This is a genomic window from Gemmatimonadaceae bacterium (assembly GCA_035533755.1).
Classification (GTDB): domain Bacteria; phylum Gemmatimonadota; class Gemmatimonadetes; order Gemmatimonadales; family Gemmatimonadaceae; genus JAGWRI01.
The window spans coordinates 1-18,439 of sequence record DATLTC010000064.1; the positions used below are offsets into that span (position 1 = coordinate 1).

17 protein-coding genes are annotated in these 18,439 nt (G+C 70.8%); 2 read left to right on the top strand and 15 right to left on the bottom strand.

The genetic code is table 11. The annotated features are described in order from the left end of the window. Positions 1-87 precede the first annotated feature (87 nt). The 6 genes from VNE60_10100 to VNE60_10125 form a co-directional block, all read right to left on the bottom strand. The gene (locus tag VNE60_10100) at positions 88-531 is read right to left on the bottom strand and encodes a cytochrome c maturation protein CcmE (GenBank protein HVB31864.1); all 444 of its coding nucleotides are present in this window, start codon (positions 529-531) and stop codon (positions 88-90) included. Then, positions 528-686, bottom strand: a complete 159-nt coding sequence (locus tag VNE60_10105; protein HVB31865.1) for a CcmD family protein — start codon at positions 684-686, stop codon at positions 528-530. Before VNE60_10105 ends, VNE60_10100 begins: the two co-directional genes overlap by 4 nt. Next, positions 686-1,396, bottom strand: a complete 711-nt coding sequence (gene ccsA / locus VNE60_10110) for a cytochrome c biogenesis protein CcsA (protein ID HVB31866.1) — start codon at positions 1,394-1,396, stop codon at positions 686-688. Before ccsA ends, VNE60_10105 begins: the two co-directional genes overlap by 1 nt. Before the next feature lie 9 nt (positions 1,397-1,405). Next, a complete protein-coding gene (locus tag VNE60_10115; protein HVB31867.1) occupies positions 1,406-2,092 on the bottom strand; it encodes a heme exporter protein CcmB in 687 nt (228 codons plus the stop codon). Continuing rightward, a complete protein-coding gene (ccmA, locus tag VNE60_10120; protein ID HVB31868.1) occupies positions 2,092-2,793 on the bottom strand; it encodes a heme ABC exporter ATP-binding protein CcmA in 702 nt (233 codons plus the stop codon). Before ccmA ends, VNE60_10115 begins: the two co-directional genes overlap by 1 nt. Before the next feature lie 201 nt (positions 2,794-2,994). Then, positions 2,995-3,426, bottom strand: coding sequence for a fasciclin domain-containing protein (locus VNE60_10125; GenBank protein ID HVB31869.1), 432 nt, complete (start codon positions 3,424-3,426; stop codon positions 2,995-2,997). Between the two features lie 161 nt (positions 3,427-3,587). On the opposite strand from VNE60_10125, the gene VNE60_10130 reads away from it, so the two are divergent. After that, a complete protein-coding gene (locus VNE60_10130) occupies positions 3,588-4,475 on the top strand; it encodes a cobalamin-dependent protein (protein HVB31870.1) in 888 nt (295 codons plus the stop codon). On the opposite strand, the gene VNE60_10135 is transcribed toward VNE60_10130, so the two are convergent. Continuing rightward, positions 4,472-7,117: an HAD-IC family P-type ATPase gene (locus tag VNE60_10135; protein HVB31871.1), complete on the bottom strand. Its 2,646-nt coding sequence runs from the start codon at positions 7,115-7,117 to the stop codon at positions 4,472-4,474. The two genes, VNE60_10130 and VNE60_10135, sit on opposite strands and share 4 nt — an antisense overlap. A 258-nt stretch (positions 7,118-7,375) precedes the next feature. Here VNE60_10135 and ligA point away from each other — a divergent pair, with 258 nt between their 5' ends. Then, positions 7,376-9,403, top strand: coding sequence for an NAD-dependent DNA ligase LigA (gene ligA / locus VNE60_10140; protein ID HVB31872.1), 2,028 nt, complete (start codon positions 7,376-7,378; stop codon positions 9,401-9,403). Positions 9,404-9,420: 17 nt separating this feature from the next. Here the strand turns inward: ligA and polX are convergent, their stop codons facing one another. The 8 genes from polX to trxA all read right to left on the bottom strand — a co-directional run bounded on the left by polX (position 9,421) and on the right by trxA (position 18,289). After that, positions 9,421-11,142 (bottom strand): DNA polymerase/3'-5' exonuclease PolX, encoded by a 1,722-nt coding sequence (polX, locus tag VNE60_10145; protein HVB31873.1) that lies wholly within the window; start codon positions 11,140-11,142, stop codon positions 9,421-9,423. A gap of 4 nt (positions 11,143-11,146) precedes the next feature. Further along, positions 11,147-11,479 carry a metalloregulator ArsR/SmtB family transcription factor gene (locus tag VNE60_10150; GenBank protein HVB31874.1) on the bottom strand — a complete coding sequence of 111 codons (333 nt, stop codon included), beginning with the start codon at positions 11,477-11,479 and terminating at the stop codon, positions 11,147-11,149. An 88-nt stretch (positions 11,480-11,567) separates the two neighbouring features. Further along, complete coding sequence (locus VNE60_10155; GenBank protein ID HVB31875.1) at positions 11,568-11,768, bottom strand: DUF2892 domain-containing protein; 201 nt, start codon at positions 11,766-11,768, stop codon at positions 11,568-11,570. Positions 11,769-11,825: 57 nt separating this feature from the next. After that, a complete protein-coding gene (locus VNE60_10160) occupies positions 11,826-12,116 on the bottom strand; it encodes a hypothetical protein (protein HVB31876.1) in 291 nt (96 codons plus the stop codon). Next, positions 12,113-15,286, bottom strand: a complete 3,174-nt coding sequence (locus VNE60_10165; protein HVB31877.1) for an efflux RND transporter permease subunit — start codon at positions 15,284-15,286, stop codon at positions 12,113-12,115. Before VNE60_10165 ends, VNE60_10160 begins: the two co-directional genes overlap by 4 nt. A gap of 2 nt (positions 15,287-15,288) precedes the next feature. Continuing rightward, positions 15,289-16,320, bottom strand: a complete 1,032-nt coding sequence (locus VNE60_10170; GenBank protein HVB31878.1) for an efflux RND transporter periplasmic adaptor subunit — start codon at positions 16,318-16,320, stop codon at positions 15,289-15,291. A gap of 19 nt (positions 16,321-16,339) precedes the next feature. Further along, on the bottom strand, positions 16,340-17,707 hold the full coding sequence (locus tag VNE60_10175; protein ID HVB31879.1) for a TolC family protein: 1,368 nt from the start codon (positions 17,705-17,707) through the stop codon (positions 16,340-16,342). Between the two features lie 108 nt (positions 17,708-17,815). Further along, on the bottom strand, positions 17,816-18,289 hold the full coding sequence (trxA, locus tag VNE60_10180; protein ID HVB31880.1) for a thioredoxin: 474 nt from the start codon (positions 18,287-18,289) through the stop codon (positions 17,816-17,818). Between the last annotated feature and the right edge of the window lie 150 nt (positions 18,290-18,439).

The following is an 18,439-nucleotide window of genomic DNA, read 5'->3' on the forward strand; positions in this document are numbered from 1 at the left end:
GGCCGCGAATGCCCAGCGTTCCGATGATGGCGCCGAACAGCACCGCCACCATCGCCACGAGCAGCGCGTCATGCGCGAGAAGCCCGGTCATGGCGTGGATCCCTTGATCAGGGTCTTGTACATCTCCTCCGGCTTCTCGCCCGGCTTGGGCGGATGATACTCGTTGGAGTGCTTGACCATCAGGTTGGTGGCCTGGAACACGTTGTCGCGGCCGAATTTCCCTTCGACCACGACGCCCATCCCGGGCTGGAACATCTGCGGTGGCGCGCCCACTTCGTGCACCGCCACCGTGCCCGAATCGTCGCTGACCTCGAACTGCAGGTGCATGGTCTTCTCGTCCCACTTCACCGACCCCGGCTTGACCATCCCGCCCAGCCGCACCGGCATGTCGTAGCCGTCGGCGCCCTTGGCCAGCAGCTCCTTGGGGGTGAGGAAGAACACCACGTTCTTGTTCAGGCCGCCGTAGAGCAGCCAGCCGAACGTGGCCACCAACACCACCGCGGCGAGGATTCCCCAGTTGCGCTTGCTCATGCCGCCCCTCCGGCTTCCGGCCGATGTCCCGTGACCCGCTCGTACTCCGCGCGCGCCTGCTGGACCGCCCGATGCACGTGCAGCAGATAGCCCAGGATCACGACCCACGTGATGACGTACGATGCCGTCACGAATGCCCAGTTGGATGCTACCATCACTCCAGTCCTCCAAGTGCCGTCGCCTGCGCCGCGTGTTCCGCGGCCCGGATGAGGCACGCTGCTTCATACCGTCGACGAATGAAATAGATCATGATCAACAGGAACGCGACGGCGTTGGTCCACAACCCCGCCAGATACGCCGGCGCCATGGTCTGCGCGCTCGACGGCGTCTGATGGAGCGTGCGCCACCACGTCACCGACATCCACACGATCGGCACGTTGATCGCGCCGAGGATGCCGACCGCGGCGCTCCACTGGCCGCGCCGCTGGGGATCGTCCACGAACGCCCGCAGCGCCAGATACCCCACGAACACCAGAAAGAGCACGAGCGTGGACGTCAGCCGCGCGTCCCAGGCCCACCAGACCCCCCATGCCGGCTTGCCCCAGAGCATGCCCAGGACCAGCGTGAGCCCATTGAATGTAGCGCCCACCTCGGCCGCGGCGGCCGCGAGCAGGTCGTCCTCCTCGCGCCCCTTCCAGAGGAAGCGGAGGCTGTACACCATCACGATCACGAAACACACGAACATGATCCACGCCGCCGGCACGTGGACGTACATGATCTTCTCCAGCTGCCCCATGTTGGCATCGGGCGGCGAGGTGACGAAAGCGAACACCTGCGTGAAGATCAGGACGGCGAAGGCCACGACGCCGAACAGGGTCCAGCGGCCGGAGCGGGGCACGTCGATGGGATGAGCGACAGCGGTCATAGGGTAACCTCAGACCTCGATCACGTATTCGAACGCGAGTAGAGTGGCGATCAGGAAGATCACGTCGTACGCCGTGAGCAGCTTCACCCACGCGCCCGCCTCGTGCATCATGTCACCGTTCAGGAGTGCCTTGGACGCCGACATCGCGGCCAGCAGCACCGGGACGAGCATCGGGAATAGCAGCAGCGGCAGCAACACCTCGCGGGCCCGGCTCCGGCTCGCCATCGCGGCGTAGAACGTGCCGAGCACCACCAGCCCCACCGCGCCCAGCACCAGCACGCCGATCAGCGACGGCCAGGCGGCCGGGATCCGGATCTGGAACAGCGCGATGCCGGCCGTGACCACGATCACCAGCATCAACCCCACGAAGATGGAGTTGGCGGCCAGCTTGCCCACGTAGATCACCCAGCGCGAGCCCGGATACTGCAGCAGCTGATCCAGCGCGCCGCTCTCGAGCTCCACCTGGTACGAGCGATTGAACGCCAGCACGCCGGCGAACAGCGCCGACAGCCAGAGGGCGCCGGGCGCCGCTTCGCGCAGGGCCTGCGCGTCGGGGCCCAGCGCGAACCCGAACAGCACCAGAATCGTGACCCCGAGAGCGGCCACGCTGTTGAACCCGGCCTTGGAGCGTCGCTCCGTGGTCAGATCCTTCCAGGCGATGGCGCGAATGCGCCGCACGTCGTCGCGGAATGCCATCAGCCCGCTCCCGCCACGATGCGCACGCGCGGCGCGGGCGCCGGCGCGGACTCGGCCACGCGGCCGTTCACGATCGTGATCGTGCGGTCGAGCACTCCCGCCGCCGGCGCCAGTTCGTGGAGCACCACGAGCGCCCCGCCGCCCGCATGGCCGGCTTCGACGATGATGGAATTCATGAGCGCGATGCCCGCCGAGTCGAGGTTGCTGTACGGTTCGTCGAGCAGCAGCAGCCGTGGGCGGCGCAGCAGCAGCCGCGCCAGCGCCAGCCGGCGCTGCATGCCTGCCGAGAATCCGCGCACGCGTTCGTTGGTCACGTGGGTGAGCCCCACGCGCTCCAGCGCCGCATCCAGATTGGCGCCCACCGGCTGCCCGAGCATCTCGGCGGCGAAGCGGAGATTCTCGCGCGCCGTGAGATCGTCGTACAGTCCCGGCGTGTGGGCGAGGAATCCCAGGTCTTCCCGCACGTCATTCGGCTCGCGCACGATGTCGTGGCCGTAGATGCGGGCGGTGCCGGCGCTGGGCTTGAGCAGCGTGCCGAAGATGCGGAGGAGCGTGGTCTTGCCGCTTCCGTTGGAGCCCAGCAGCCCCACGATCTCCCCGGGTCTCAGCTCGAGTGTTATGCCCCGAAGCACCCATCGCGCGCCGAACCGGCGCGCCACACCATGGGCCTCGATCGCCAACTCAGATTGAACAGTTGCCATGGGTTCGGGATGCGTTGATTGCCCACCAGGGATAGGCTGAGGCTAAGGCTCGACCCGCAGCCTCGCCATCAGCAAGCACCCGAGCCCGTGTGGGGGAATCACCGACTAAAAGACTGGGGGTAGGGGCGGCGTCGTTAGCCAGAACCCCCACCCCCGTATTCTATAGGAAGAGGCGCGGCGGCCCCACCCCCGACCACCGACTTACGCCTTGGGCATCACCACGGCGTCGATCACGTGGATCACCCCGTTGGAGGCCGGAATGTCGGCCCGCACCACCCGGGTGCCGTTCACGTATACCCGCCCGTGGCGGGCTTCGATGTCCAACTCCTGTCCGGTCAGGCTGGTCGCGCGCGAGCGGCCGGCCGCCACCATCTGGGCCGCCAGCACCGTGCGCGGCAGCACGTGGTAGCCGAGCACGCGCGACAGTCGCGTCTTGTCGGCGAGCAGCGCTTCGAGCGCCCGTTTGGGGAGCCTGGCAAAGGCGGCGTCGGTGGGAGCAAAGAGGGTGAACGGGCCCCGGCTCTGCAGCGCGCCCCAGAGGTCCGCCGCCTTCATGGCGGCGACCAATGTCCGGAAGGTGCCGGCGGGGAGTGGGATGGCGGCGAGGCCCCGCATGGAATCGGTTGTGCGCATCGAATCCGTCTCTGTCCAGTGTGTGTCCAGAATATACGGCGCATGGACGTTTCTTGTCAATGAATTGTCCAGATAAATTCATTGACGATAGCTGGACAATATGCGACATTTGACCGATGACTCACCCTGATCAGCCTGCGGGTCGGCACCCAATCGGCGTGGTGGCCGAACGCACCGGGCTCACCACCGACGTGCTGCGCGTGTGGGAGCGTCGGTATGGCGCCGTGCATCCCGACCGGACCAGCGGCCGGCAACGATTCTATTCCGACGCGGACATCGAGCGTCTGAGGCTGCTGCGCCTGGCCACGCTCCGCGGGCGGAGCATCGGCCAGGTGGCGCACCTGACCACGGCAGCGCTGGCGCGGATGGTGGAGGAGGACGCGCTCGGGCGCGCGCGCGCCGGCGGCCGGGAATCGGACGTCACGCATGCCGCCGGCGAGTACGTGGACCAGGCGCTCGAGCTGGTGCGCGGTCTCGACGCGCTGGGGCTGGAGTGGCTGCTCCGTCGCACCTCGGCGGTGCTCGGGCTGCGCCCATTCCTGGAGTCGATCGTCGCGCCGTTGCTGCGGCGGGTGGGCGACGAGTGGCACGCCGGGCGGCTGACCGCGGCGCAGGAGCATCTGGCCACGGCCATGGTGCGGCGGGTGGTCACCGCCATAACGCAGACGATGAGCGTGGCCGCCGACGCGCCGGGGGTGGTGGTGGCCACGATGGCCGGCGAGCGACACGAGATCGGGGCGCTGCTCGTGGCGGCGACGGCCACCGCCGAAGGGTGGCGCGTGACCTACCTGGGCAGCGATCTCCCGGCCAAGGACATCGCCGAGGCGGCGCTCGCCACCGCGGCACGGGCCGTGGCGGTGAGCGTGGTGTACCCGGCGGACCGGCGCCAGGTGATGCAGGAGCTGACCGAGATCCGCGGCCTGTTGCCGGGAGAGGTGCGCATCTTCGTGGGCGGGGCCGGCGCCGCCGCGATCTCACCCGACCTGACGCTCGCGGGCGTGCGGATGGTGGAGGGGCTGGCCGATCTGGCGGCGGTGCTGGCGTCCTAGCGGCGGCGCCGCGCCCATTTGTCCGCTTCGGCCGCGGCGATCACCGTGAGGCCCACGCCCAGGATGGCCGCCCACTGCGCCGCGCTGAGCGGTACGGTGCGCAGCATGCGCTGCAGGAACGGCGTGTAGATGGCCGCCACGTGGGCGAGCGTCACGGCGATCGTGCTCAGCACCAGGAACGGGTTGGTCCATACGGGCGTGCTGAACACCGATCGGTCCAGGGAGCGGCAGTTGAACACGTGGTAGAACTGGAACACGACCATCTGCGTGAGGGCCACGGTGCGGGCCATGGGGAGGTTGCCCGTGGTGTGCAGCGTCCACCAGAACATGGCGAACGTGCCCAGCGTGAGCACGAGTCCCACGCCGCCCAGGCGGAGGTAGAGGGCCGGCGTGAGCGCGCCTTCGGCGCGCGGCCGCGGCGGCTGGGTAAGCAGGGCGGGCTCTCCCCGCTCGAACGCGAGGGCCATCACCTCGAGGCTATCGGTGACGAGGTTGATCCAGAGGATCTGCGCCGCGAGGAGCGGCAGCGGCCATCCCATGACCATCGCGCCCAGGATGACGGCGATCTCGGCCACGGCCGTGGACAGGAGAAAGAACGTGGCCTTGCGAACGTTGGCGAACACCACGCGTCCCTGCTCGATAGCGGCGGTGATGGTCGCGAAGTTGTCGTCGGCGAGGACCATGTCGGCCGCCTCGCGGGCCACGTCCGATCCGCTCGCGCCCATGGCGATGCCGAGGTGCGCGGCGCGCAGCGCGGGGGCGTCGTTCACGCCGTCGCCGGTGACGGCCACCACGTCGCCGCGCGCCTTGAGGCACTGGACGAGGCGCAACTTCTGCTCCGGCGACACGCGGGCGTAGACGTTCACCTCGCCCAGGGCGTGGATCAACTCGTCGTCGATCATGCCGTCCAATTCGCGTCCGCTCAACACCGCGTCGCCCAGGCCCAGGCGCCGCCCGATGACGCGCGCGGTGTCGGCGTGATCGCCGGTGATCATCAACACGCGAATGCCAGCCGTCCGCGCGCTCTGCACGGCGGCGGCGGCGTCGGGGCGCAGCGGGTCTTCGAGACCCACGAGTCCCGCGAACACGAACCCCTGGGCCAGCGAGTCGGGGACGATCTCGGGATGCGTCGTGGGCCGGTACGCCATCGCGAGCACGCGCAGGCCGTCGGCGGCGAACCGGTGCGCCATCGCGTCGGCGGCGGCGCGATCGAACGGCTCCTCGCCGGCGTCGGCGCGCTGGCGCGTGCACCGCGCGAACACCGCCTCGGGCGCGCCCTTGAGATGTTCCAGCATTTCCGCGCCGTTCCCGCGCAGCGACACCATGAATCGCCGCTCCGATTCGAAGGGCAGCACGTCCAGTTCCGGGTTCCGTTGATGGAGATCGGCGGGAGACAGGCCATGGCGCGCCGCCACGGCGAGCAGCGCGCGCTCCATGGGATCGGCGCTCCCGCCGTCCACCGCGCCGGGATCCGCCTCGCTGGCCAGGACGCCGATGCGCAGTGTGGCGAGGAGCGCCGGTTGGTCCGGCGGCTGGACGTGGCCGGCCGGCGAGATCTCGTAGCGCCGGCCGCCCGCCCAGAGCGCGCGCACGGTCATCTCGTTCCTGGTGAGCGTGCCCGTCTTGTCGGAGCCGATGACCGTGGTGCTGCCCAGCGTCTCCACGGCGGGCAGCGCGCGCACGATGGCGCGGCGGCGGGCCATGCGGCGCGCGCCAATCGCGAACGTCACCGTGAGCACCACGGGCAGTCCCTCGGGGATGGCCGAGACAGCCATCGCCACCGCGGTGAGGAAGACGTCGGCGGGCGCCATGGACCGGGCCAGGCCGATGAGGAGCACGAGCGCGGCCAGCGCGAGAATCACCAGTCCCACGCGGCGGCCGAATTGCGCGAACGACTCCTGGAGCGGCGTGGGGACGGGTTCGGTGGCGCGCACGGTCTGCGCGATGCGGCCTAGTTGCGTATCGGCGCCGGTGCGCACCACCAGGCCGCGGCCCCTGCCGCGCGCCACGGCCGTGCCAGTGAATGCCATGTTGAGCTGGTCGCCCGCGAGCAACGTCATGTCGGGCAGCGGATCGGTGCGCTTCTCCACGGGCACCGATTCGCCGGTGAGCAGGGATTCGTCGACGGCGAGGTGCTGGGCCTGCACGAGGCGCAGGTCGGCGGGCACGCGGGCTCCGGAGGCCAGCACGACCAGATCGCCCACCACGAGCGCCGGGCTCGGCACCGCGCGCTGCGCGCCGTCGCGCACGACCACGGCGAGCGGCGACGTAAGCCGCGCCAGGGCGCGCATCGCCTTGCGGGCGCGATACTCCTGCGTGAACCCGATCAGCGAGTTCAGGATCACCACCGCGAGAATCACGATCGCGTCGCTGTCATCGCGCAGCACCACGCTCACGCCTGCCGCGGCCAGCAGGATGTAGATGAGCGGATCGTGCAACTGCCGGAGCAGCAGCATCCACCACGGGGTCTCTGGCTCGTCCTCGATGCGATTGGGCCCGAGCGCCGCCAGGCGCGCGGCGGCCTCGCGCGGCGACAGCCCGCGCGGGCCCGAGCGGAGGGCGCGCTCGACGTCGGCCGCCGGGCGCGTGTGCCAGGGCGGTCCAGCGGCCCCTGGACCGGGCGGTCTAGGGTCGGTGCGCATCGGCGCCTCCGCGCGACGCGGAACGTGACGCGCGCGAGGCCTCGAGCGCGTGCGAGCGTCGTCTCCGCTCCATGGCGGGAGCGGCGGCGGTGCGTGCCTCGGATAGTTGCGGGGGATAGGGCGTCCGAACTGCCGGGCGTCTCACCCAACCGATGCCCGGTGATGCCCGACACGACGGCATGGCGCGCGGCTCGGGAACTCGCGGCGGCGGGGGCAGCGGCTCAGATTACCGGATGACCCCACCCGGGTGAGGCGGACGTGATCGATCGAGCGCGCCGCGACCGCGCATTGGCCGAGCGGCTCCGCGAGGAGATTCGCCGGCACGACTACCTGTATTACGTGCGCGACAAGCCGCGCGTCTCCGACGCCGCGTACGACGCGCTGGTCCGTCGCCTGCGCGCGCTGGAAGCTCGCGATCCGGCGCTGGTCACCCCCGACTCGCCCACGCAGCGCGTGGCGGGGCGGCCGAGCGGCAAGTTCGAGACGCAGCGCCATGCGGCGCCGATGCTGAGCCTGGACTCCACGCGCGACGCCGGCGAGGTGGCGCGGTTCGATGCCCGCATACGCAAGCTCGTGGGCCCGTCGGTGCGCTATCTGCTCGAGCCCAAGCTCGACGGCGCGTCGATGGAGCTGGTGTACGAGCGTGGGCGGCTGGTGCGCGCCGTGACCCGCGGCACCGGCATCCAGGGCGACGCGGTGACCGCCAACGTGCGCACCATCCCGTCGGTGCCGCTCACGCTGCGGGCGAGCGAGCGGCCGGCGCCTCGCGTGCTGGTGGTGCGCGGCGAGGTGATGATGGGGTTGCGCGGCTTCGAGCGTCTGAACAAGCGGCTCGTGCAGCGGGGCGAGGAGCCGTTCGCCAATCCGCGCAACGCGGCGGCGGGGTCGCTGCGCCAGCTCGACGCGCGGATCACCGCCGAGCGTCCGCTGCGCATCGTGACCTACGAGATCATGGCCGTGGACGGCGTGGCGTTGGCGCGCGACGAGGACGCGTTGCAGGCGTTGCGCGCCTGGGGGCTGCGCACCACCGAGTACACCGAGGTGGCCCGGAGCGCGGCCGACATCGAGCGCTATCACGCGGCGATGGCGGCGCGCCGCGACCGGCTGGGGTACGAGATCGACGGCATCGTGATCAAGGTGGACGACCTGGCGGCGCGGCGCCGCCTTGGCGCCACGGGCCATCACCCGCGCTGGGCGCTGGCTTACAAGTTCGCGCCGCGCGTGGAGATCACGCGCGTGGAGGACATCACGGTGCAGGTGGGGCGCACGGGCCTGCTCACGCCCGTGGCGCTCCTGCGCCCGGTGGACGTGGGCGGCGTGACCGTATCACGGGCCACGCTGCACAATGCGTCGGAGGTGAAGCGGCGCGACATCCGGGTGGGCGATATGGTGCGCCTGTATCGGGCGGGCGACGTGATTCCCGAGATCGTGGAGCGGCTGCCGTCACGCCGCGGCACGCGCCACGCGGCGTTCCGGATGCCGGCGCGCTGTCCGGCCTGCCGGGCGCGGGTGGTGTCGGAGGGGCCGATGACCTGGTGCCCCAACCGCTTCGGGTGTCCGGCGCAGCTCAAGCGCTCGCTGCAGCATTTCGCCTCGGAGGGCGCGCTCGACGTGCAGGGCGTCGGCGAGGAGACGGCCAACGCGCTGGTGGAGCACGGCCTGGTGCGCGCGCTGCCCGATCTGTTCCGGCTCCGCGCCGGCGATCTGGAATTGCTGGACGGGTTCGCCGCCAAATCGGCGCAGGCGCTCGTGGATGAGATCCGGAACGCGCGCGCGCTGGAACTGCACCGCTTCCTGTACGCGTTGGGCATCCCGGGCGTGGGGAGCACGGTGGCCCGCGATCTGGCCGAGCAGTTCGGCACGCTGCCGGCGCTGCGCCGCGCGACCACCGCCGAGCTCCTGCGCACGCCGCGGTTGGGCGCCGTGCGCGCGGCCGCCGTGCGCGCGTTCCTGGCTGATCCGCGCAATCGTCGCACCATCGCGGCGTTGCTCGCGGCCGGCGTGCGGGTGACCGCCGAGCGCCCCCGGGGCGGCGTGCTCTCGGGCAAGCGCGTGGTGTTCACCGGCGGCCTGTCGTCGCTCGCGCGGCCCGAGGCGAAGGCGCTGGTGGAGGCGATCGGCGGCCGGGTGGGTGAGACCGTGGGGCCGGACGTGGACTTCGTGGTGGTGGGGGATCGGCCGGGGGAGAAGCTGGAGCGGGCCCGGCGCTCCGGCATTCGCGAGATGACCGAACGCGAATTCCTGGCGCTGGTCAGGCGCGCGGGGGCGACGCCGCGGGCGCGCTGAATCGGGGCCGGCGGTGCTCAGCGGGCGGCGTGCAGCAGCTTCACGAACCGCGAGAGGGACCGCGTGTTGGCCACGTCGGACTTCTCCGCCCAGCCCCGCCGTGCCTGATCCACGCCCCAGCGCATGAACCGCAGCTCGTTGGGCGAGTGGGCGTCGGTATCGACGATGATCATGGCGCCCGCGCCGATGGCCGAGCGCACCGCGGAGTCGTCGAGGTCCAGCCGTTCCGGTTGCGCGTCCACCTCGAGCATGACGCCGTGATCGCGGCAGGCCTGGGCCACGCGATCGAAGTCGAACCGCGCACCGCGCCGGCCGTTGATCAGCCGCCCCGTAGGGTGCGCGAACACATCCACCGACGGATGGGTGAGCGCCTTGAGCACGCGCTCGGTCTGCTTGGCCGGGTCGAGGTCGAGCTTGGCATGCAGCGCCACGAACACGATGTCGAGGGCCGAGAGCGTGTCGGCGCGGAGGTCGAGCGTGCCGTCGGCGTGGATGTCCACCTCGGCGCCGGCCAGCACGGTGAGCTTGTTGAGCCTGGCGTTGAGCTTGTCGATCTTCTTGCGCTGGCGGCGGAAGCCGGCGTCGTCGAGCCCGCGGACCATGCGCAGCATGGGGCCGTGGTCGGTGATGGCGATGTATTCGTAGCCCATCGCCTGGGCCGCCTCGGCCATCTCCTCCAGGGAGCCGCGTCCATCGCTGTCGGTGCTGTGCATCTGAAGATCGCCGCGGATGTCGCCGAGTTCGACGAGGCGCGGGAGCGATTTCTGCCGAGCGGCCTCGATCTCGCCGCGATCCTCGCGCAACTCCGGCGGAATCCAGGGCAGGCCCACGGCCCGGAACACGTCGAGCTCGTGCCTGCCGCCGGTCTGGCGCGCGCCGCGGAACACGCCGTACTCGTTGATCTTGAGCCCGCGCTTCTGGCCCATGCGGCGCACGGCGATGTTGTGCGCTTTGGAGCCGGTGAAGTAGTACAGGCCGGCGCCGTACGACCTGGCGTCGAGCACGCGGAGGTCGATCTGCAGCCCCGAGTTGAGCACCACCGAGGCGCGCGTGGCGCCCTGGGCCAGCACCTCGCGCACTTCGGGGTAGGCCACGAAGTGATCGGAGACGGCCTGACCGTTGGCGCATTCCACGAGAATGTCCAGATCGCCCACCGTCTCGCGCCCGCGGCGGAAGCTGCCCGCGATGTCGGCCCGCTTCACCCCTCTGAATTCGCGGAGGTAGGCCAGCATGGACTCGCCGTACTGGGCGGCCACGGCGCGCGGGAGGCGTGACTCGGTGCCGGCGCGCGCCGACAGTTCGGCGAGGATCTTCAGTTCGGTGGCGGGGCCGAAGCCGGGGAGGGCGCGGATCCTGCCGGCCCTGGCGGCACGGGCGAGGCCGGCGGCCGAGCGGATGCCGAGCGTCTGGGCCAACATGCGAGCGCGGCTGGGTCCGATCCCCGGTACCCGCATCAACTCCACGGCGCCGCGCGGCGCGGCGTGCCGGGCATCCTTGAGTGCCGCAAAGGAGCCCGTGCGCGCGATCTCCTGGATCTTGGCGGCCAGGTCGGGGCCGATGCCGGGCAGTTCCTGCAGGCGCGCGCCATCGTGCGCCACCAACGCCGCGATCGGTTCGGCGTGCTCCTCCACCACCCGCGCGGCGTTGCGGTAGGCCCGGATGCGGAATGCGTTCGCCCCCTCGATCTCGAGCAGCTCCGCCATCTCGCGGAAGAGGCGGGCGATCTCCGCATTCTCCATGGGCCTACCGTCGCGCCAGTAACTTCCGTCGCTGCGTGCTCATCTCTTCGAGCCGGCCGCACATCAGGTCGCAGATGCGGAACACATCGTTGTCCGACAGCCGGTAGATCACGTACAGCCCGTCGCGATGGCGGTCAACGAACCCGCCGTCGTGGAGGCTCCGGAGGTGCTTGGACAGATTGGCCTGTCCGAGTCCCGTGTCGTGGGCCAGGTCGCTCACCGAGCGTTCGCCAGCGCGTAGGGCCTGTAGGATCTGCAATCGCGCCGGCTCCGCCAACACCTTGAAGCGGTCGGCAATGAGTGCGAGCAGTTCCGGGGTCATCTTGGCGTTGCTCATGTGAGGACAGTGTGGCCGGTGTGAGTTGACCATCCGCGGATATGGTTGATCATGCACTGGAAGTACGTCCACGATCAACCCCACGGTGCTAAGGCCGGGTACAACCGGCCAGGCCAAACCGCCCCAGGACGCGCTCCAGGGGGCAGAACTTCGTGAAACTGGATTGGAGCAGGTTGAAGCCCACGAAGGCCGTGAACAGGAGCCACCAGGGCGACACCCACCACCCCAGGGCCACCGAGGCCATCACGAAGACGCCGGCAAACCGGCGGATCACCATGTCATCACACATCGAAATCTCCACGTAGGGTGCGCCGGGCCGGGCCCCGGACGGGGCCCGGCGGCGCGGTCAGATGAACGACTCGGTCTGCATCACGGAGGCGTGCAGGTGCTCGCCCGGCTCGAGGTGGGCTTTCATGTCGGCCAGCGCGGCCACCAGGATCGCGGCCTGGTCCTCCGGCGTGATCGTGAGCCAGAGGGTGGCGTGGCCGGGCCAGGCCCGCGTGCCCTCCAGCCGTCCGGTGGATCCGGCGCCGATGCCGCGGCCGATCTGCGTGTAGCCGCGGGCCCCGTGCTTCTCCAGCAGTTGAGGGATGCGGTGCTCATCGGCGCCCGCATGGATAATGAAAATGGTCTTCACTTGGCGTGCGCCTCCTGGCGCGAGCGAAGTTCCCAGTACAACAACGGCACCACCACCATCGTCAGCAGCGTGGCCACCACGGCGCCGCTCATCAGCGCCACCGCGAGCCCCTGGAAGATCGGATCGAGCACCATCACGATCCCGCCCACCACCACCGCGGCCGCGGTGAGCGCGATGGGCCGGAACCGCACCGCGCCGGCTTCGATCACCGCTTCACGCAGCGAGCGCCCGCGGTCCTCGGCCAGTTGGATGAAGTCCACGAGCAGGATGGAATTGCGCACGATGATGCCCGCCAGCGCGATCATCCCGATCATCGAGGTGGCGGTGAAGAACGCCCCCGTGAGCGCGTGCCCCGGCAGGATGCCGATGAGCGTGAGCGGAATGGGCGCCATGATCACCAGCGGCACCGTGAACGACTGGAACCAGCCCACCACGAGGACGTAGATCAGGATCAGCACGACGGCGAACGCCAGGCCCAGATCGCGGAACACCTCGATTGTCACCTGCCATTCCCCGTCCCACTTCACCGCCGTCTCGTCCAGCGTGGCCGGCTGCACGGCGTTGTAGATGTGGATGGGCTGTCCATCCACGCGCAGCGTGTCGAGCGCCTTGTTCATCTTGAGGATGGCGTACACCGGCGCTTCCACGGCACCCGCCACGTCGCCGGTCACGTAGATCACCGGCCGCAGATTCTTGCGCATGCGCTGCGACTGCAGCACCTCGGGCACCACGTGCACGAACCGGGCCAACGGCTGCGGCCCGTGGGCCGTGGCCACCGGAATGCTCAGCAGCGCATCCACCGACGACCGGCGGTCGCGGGCAAGACGCGGCACGATCTCCACGCCCTCGCGCGCCGTGGGCTCGGCCATCAATCCGGCCGGCGCGCCCGACAGGGCCAGGGCCAGCGTCTGGGTGATCTCGTCCACGCTCGCCCCGGCTTCGGCGGCCTGCGCGCGATCCACGCGGAAGGCGCGTTTGGCCTGCGGCGCCTGCAGTGTCCAGTCCACGTCCACCACGCCGGGCGTGGTCTCGAACACGTGGCGCACGTCGATGGCCGTCTTGAGCCGCGCGCTGTCGCTGGGGCCATACACCTCGGCCACGAGCGTGGCCAACACCGGCGGACCGGGCGGGATCTCGGCGATCTTGGCCGAGGCGTGATACCGCTGGGCAATGGAGTCGATGCCGGGGCGTACCGCCACGGCGATCGCATGGCTCTGCCGGCTGCGCTCTCCCTTGCCGACCAGATTCACCTGCACGTCGGCCACGTTGTCGCCGCGGCGCATGAAGTAGTGGCGCACCAGCCCATTGAAGTTGAACGGCGCCGCCGTGCCCGCGTACACCTCGGCGCTCTCCACCTCGGGCACGTGGCGGACGTAGGCCGCGACCTGTTCGGCGGCGGCCGCGCTCGTCTCGAGCGAAGCGCCGGCGGGCAGGTCGAGCACCACCTGGAATTCGTTCTTGTTGTCGAACGGCAGCATCTTCACCTTCACGGCGCCGATGAACAGCAGGGCCACCGAGCCGATCAGGAGCAGCACCGTGCCGGCGTAGAACGCCATGCGCAGGCGGGTGCGTTCGATGAGCGGCGTCATGATGCGGGCGTACCAGTGCGCCGGCTTGGTGGCCTCTTCGGGCTCGTGCAGCGCGTCGTGCGGCACGGTGGTCTTGGCCACGTGGCCCTTGAGCAGCCGGTACGAGACGTACGGCGTGATGATGAACGCCACGCCGAGCGAGGCGAGCATGGCGAACGACGCGCCCACCGGGATGGGACGCATGTACGGGCCCATCATGCCGGAGACGAACGCCATCGGGAGGATGGCCGCGATGACGGTGAACGTGGCGAGGATGGTCGGATTGCCCACCTCGTCGACGGCCTCCACCGCCGCCACGTCGGGGGGGCGATCGCCCAGCCGCAGGTGGCGGTAGATGTTCTCCACGACCACGATCGCGTCGTCGACGAGGATGCCGATGGAGAAGATCAGCGCGAACAGCGTGATGCGGTTGAGCGTGTAGCCCAGCGCGTAGTACGCGAACAGCGTGAGGGCGAGCGTGACCGGCACGGCGATCAGCACGACGAGCGCTTCGCGCCAGCCGAGCACGAGGCCGATGAGCAGCGTCACCGACAGCGTGGCCAGCGCCAGGTGCATCATCAATTCGCGCGCCTTCTCGCCGGCCGTCTGGCCGTAGTCGCGCGTCACGTCCACGGCGACGCCCGCCGGCAGGACGCGGCCGCGCGTGGCGTTCACGCGGTCGATCACGGCGCGCGTGATGACCGTGGCGTTGGAGCCGTGGCGCTTGGAGACGGCGATCGTGACCGCGCTCTCCGGCGTGCTGTCGCGGGCCGCGTGCGACACGTAGTTGGTGCGTTCGGCGAAGCCTTCCTGGACGTCGGCCACGTCGCGCAGGTAGATCGGGTGTCCGCCGCGGGTGGTCACGACGACGCTGCCCACGTCGGCCGGCGTCACGAGCGGCGCGCCGACGTCCACGCGGAACACCGAATCGTCGGCCGTGAACTCGCCGGCCTGGAGCCGGGCGTTGGCGCCGCCCAGCGCCATCGAGACCTCGCCGGGCGTCACGCCGCTCGCGGCGAGGCGCACCGGATCGATGGTGACGCGCATCTGCTTGGGTTCGCCGCCGACGACGAAGGTCTGCGCCACGTCGGGCACGGTGCGGATCTCGGCCTCGAGATGCAGCGCCATCTGGCGCAGCTCGTTGGAGCCGTAGCCGCCGCCGTGCAGGGTGAGCGTGAGCACCGGCACGTCGTCGATGGAGTGGGGCTTGATCAGCGGCGGCGAGACGCCCGGCGGCGCCTGGTCGGCGTCGGCGAACAGCTTGGCGTGCACCTTGGAGACGCTCGTCTCCTGGTTCTCGCCCACCTTGAACCGCACCGTGACCAGCGACATGCCTTCGGTGGACGTGCTGTACACGTAGTCCACGCCCGGGATCTCCCACATCCGCCGCTCGATGGGGCGGCTGACGAGGTTCTCCACTTCGGTCGGCGAGGCGCCGGGCATGGTGGAGATGACGTCGATCATCGGAACGGAGATCTGCGGCTCCTCCTCGCGCGGCGTGGCGATGATGCCGATGGCGCCGAGGATCAGCGACGCCACGGCGATCAGCGGCGTGAGCTTGGAGTGCAGGAAGGCGCGCGCGATGCGACCGGCGATACCCATGCTCAGGCTCCCCCGGCCGTGGTCGGCGCGACGACGATCGTCGTGCCGGCGCGCAGTCCGCTCGTCACCTCGACGAACGCGCCCCGCACGGCGCCCAGGCGCACCCAGCGCAGCGCGTCGCCCGTGGCCTCACGCACGATGACGCCGGTGAGGTCGCCCTCGCGCCTGATCGCGGCGAGCGGCACGAGCACGGCCGTGCGGCGTCCCTGCGGAATGGCGATCGACGCGGCGCCGCCGGCGGTGAGCCGGTGGCGCGGATTGTCGACGATGGCGTTGACCGTGTAGACGTTGCCGGCGGCCGGCACCACGCCTTCGACGGTGGCGGTGACGGTGGTGTCCTCGATCGTGGCCTGCACGCGCGCCCCGCGCTTGAGTCCGCGAACGTCCTCGGGCGCGGCGTTCACGCTCACGCGCAGGCGCGATGTGTTCTGCACGGTCACGAGCGGCGCGCCGGGCGCGGCGAAGGCGCCGGGATCGACGAACCGCTGGGTGACGATGCCGGCGAACGGGGCGCGCACGTCGGCGTAAGCACGGGTGGCGTCGAGTTCGCGGGCGCTGGCGTTGGCGGCGGCCACGCCGGCGTTGGCGCGGGCCAGTCCCGTCTCCACGGCGTCGAGCTGGGCGCGCGTGGCGGCGCTATCGGCGTAGAGGGCGCGGATGCGCGCGGCCTGCGTCTGGGCATCGTGCTGCATGGCCTCGGCGCTGGCGATCGCGGCCCGGACCTGCGCGTCGCGGGCCACGAGGTCGCGGGCGTCGATGTGCACCAGCGGCTGGCCGGCGGCCACGACGTCGCCCTCGTGCACGAGGACGTCGGTGACCGTGCCCATGAGCTTGGTGGACAGCGTGGCTTCGGTGAACGGCTGCGCGGTGCCGGCGGCGTCGAGCACCGATTGGATGGTCGAATCGGCCACCACATACGCGGTGCCGGCGGCGGGCGCGGTTCTGGCCGCGGTATGCTGCGGGGCGGGGCCGGAGCAGGCCGCGGCGACGAGGAGGCCGCCGGTGGCCATCGCGCGAGCGAACGAAATGTGCATCAGGTGAGTCCTCTGCATGTCAGCGAGTCGTGGGCGACGCGGGGGCGTCGAGGTCGGCAAGGGAACCGGGGTCGCGCCCCAGCGCCTGGCGGCGCGCGGCGTCCGCGGCGATCACGGCATAGCGGGCCGCCGACAGCTCCACGGCGGTCCTGGCCTGGGCGGCCGCGGCGTCGAGCAGCTCGACGATCGTGGCCAGCCCGCCTTCGTACTTTCGGGTGACGAGGCGGTGCGCTTCCACGGCCTGCGCCGCTGCCAGCTCGGCGAGGTCCATGCGCTGCAGCGCCACGACGAGTTCGGTGCGCGTCTGGGCTTCTTCGAGCTGCGCATTGGCGTTGGCGGCATCGGCGGCGGCGTTGGCCACGGCGCGTTGGGCGGCGGCGTGCCGGACGTCGGAGAGGGTGCCGCCGCCACTGAACGGCGACCAGGACACCATCACGCCGGCCGTCCAGCTGGGCAACCCATCGTAGGGATGCGACAGCGAGTGCCAGTCGTAGCGGCCGAAGGCATTGAGGCGCGGCAGATACGCGGCGCGGGCGCGGCGCGCATCGGCGCCGGCGGCGTCGGCGCCGAGGGTGGCGGCGCGGAGGTCGGCCCGACTGGCGGCGCCGGCGTTGGCGGTATCGGGGGCGGCTGCGTCGCGCAGGGTCTGGGCGCTGGGAATCCGGGCGTCCACGGTGACGGCCTGGCCGGGCATGGCGAGCAGGGTGCCGAGTTGGCGGCGGGCGAGGAGCACGTTGCCCTCGGCGGCGGCGCGTTGCGCGTCGAGTTCATTGGCGCGCACCGAGGCGAGGAGCACGTCGGAGCGGGTGACCATGCCGTTGCGTTCCATGGATTGGGCGGCGCGGACGTGGGCGTGCGCGGCGGCGGCGGCGGAATCGAGGGCCACGACCTGCGCGGCGGCGACGGCGGCGCCGAAGTAGGCGCGCACGACGTCGCCGCGCACGGAGCGGCTGGTCCACTCGGCGCTGGCGTCGGCGGCTTGCGCGGCGAGCGAGGCGGCGCGGCGTCCCACCCAGGCGTCGGCGTTGAACAGGGGTTGCGACACCGTGACGTCGCCGGAGTAGTCGCGGACGGCGGCGGGGAAGTTGAGGGCGTGGGGGTCGAAGGCCGCCTGGGTGGTGGAGCGCTGGCGCAGGGTGGTGCCGAAGGCCCCGATGGGATCGGTGGTCTGGAGGTAGCCGGCGTCGAACTGGACGCTGGGGAGGATGCCGCGGAGCGGGGCGATGGCGCTGGCGTGCTGCGCGTCGGCGGCGCCGCGGGCCATGCGATTGGCATAGGCCACGGAGTCGGCGCGCTGGAGCGCGGCGGGGAGGGCGATCGGTGTCTGGGCCGCGAGTGGGGCGGCGGCGGACAGCGCGAGGGCGAGGGCGAGCGAGAGTTTGCGCATTCGGGAATTAATGATTTTCCTGGATGACCATATAGGAATGCATCGGGCGCGACCGGCCGTGGCCCGCTGCGCACCGTGAGCGGTGCGCAGGAGGCCGTGGGCCGTGATTCAGATGGCGGTGAGGAGCGGCTTGAGCAGCTTCTCGATCATCGCCTTGGGGGCGGCGCCCACCTGGCGGGCGGCTTCCTTGCCGTTGTGGAAGGCGATGAGCGTGGGGATGCCGCGGATGCCGAGTCCGTTGGAGACGGACGGGAAGCGGTCGGTGTCGAGCTTGAGGATCTCGAGGCGGCCCTTGTACTGGCGCGCCATGTCGTCGAGCACCGGGGCCATCATGCGGCAGGGGGCGCACCAATCGGCGTAGAAGTCCACGAGCACCGGCACCTTGCTCTCGGCGATGATGCGATGGAAGTCGGCGTCGGTGACCGGCATCGGGCGGTCGATGAGCACGGGTTTGGCGCAGCTGGAGCAGTCGGGATTGCCGGCGTTGAGGTCGGCGGTGGTGAGGGCGCCGCAGAAGGGACAGCGGACCACGCCCGTGGCCGGCTGCTGGTGTGCGACGGTGGAGCTGCTATCGGGTGTCATGGGAGCCTCGTTCATGCGGTACGGGCCGCGGCCATGGCCGGGCGTACCCCGGTCCCGCGGCGACCTATATAACTAAGTGATCATATAGCCATATGCAAGTCCCCGAGGTGGCGCGGGCCAGGGGATCCGGCGCCCGGCGGCGCCGCGGGC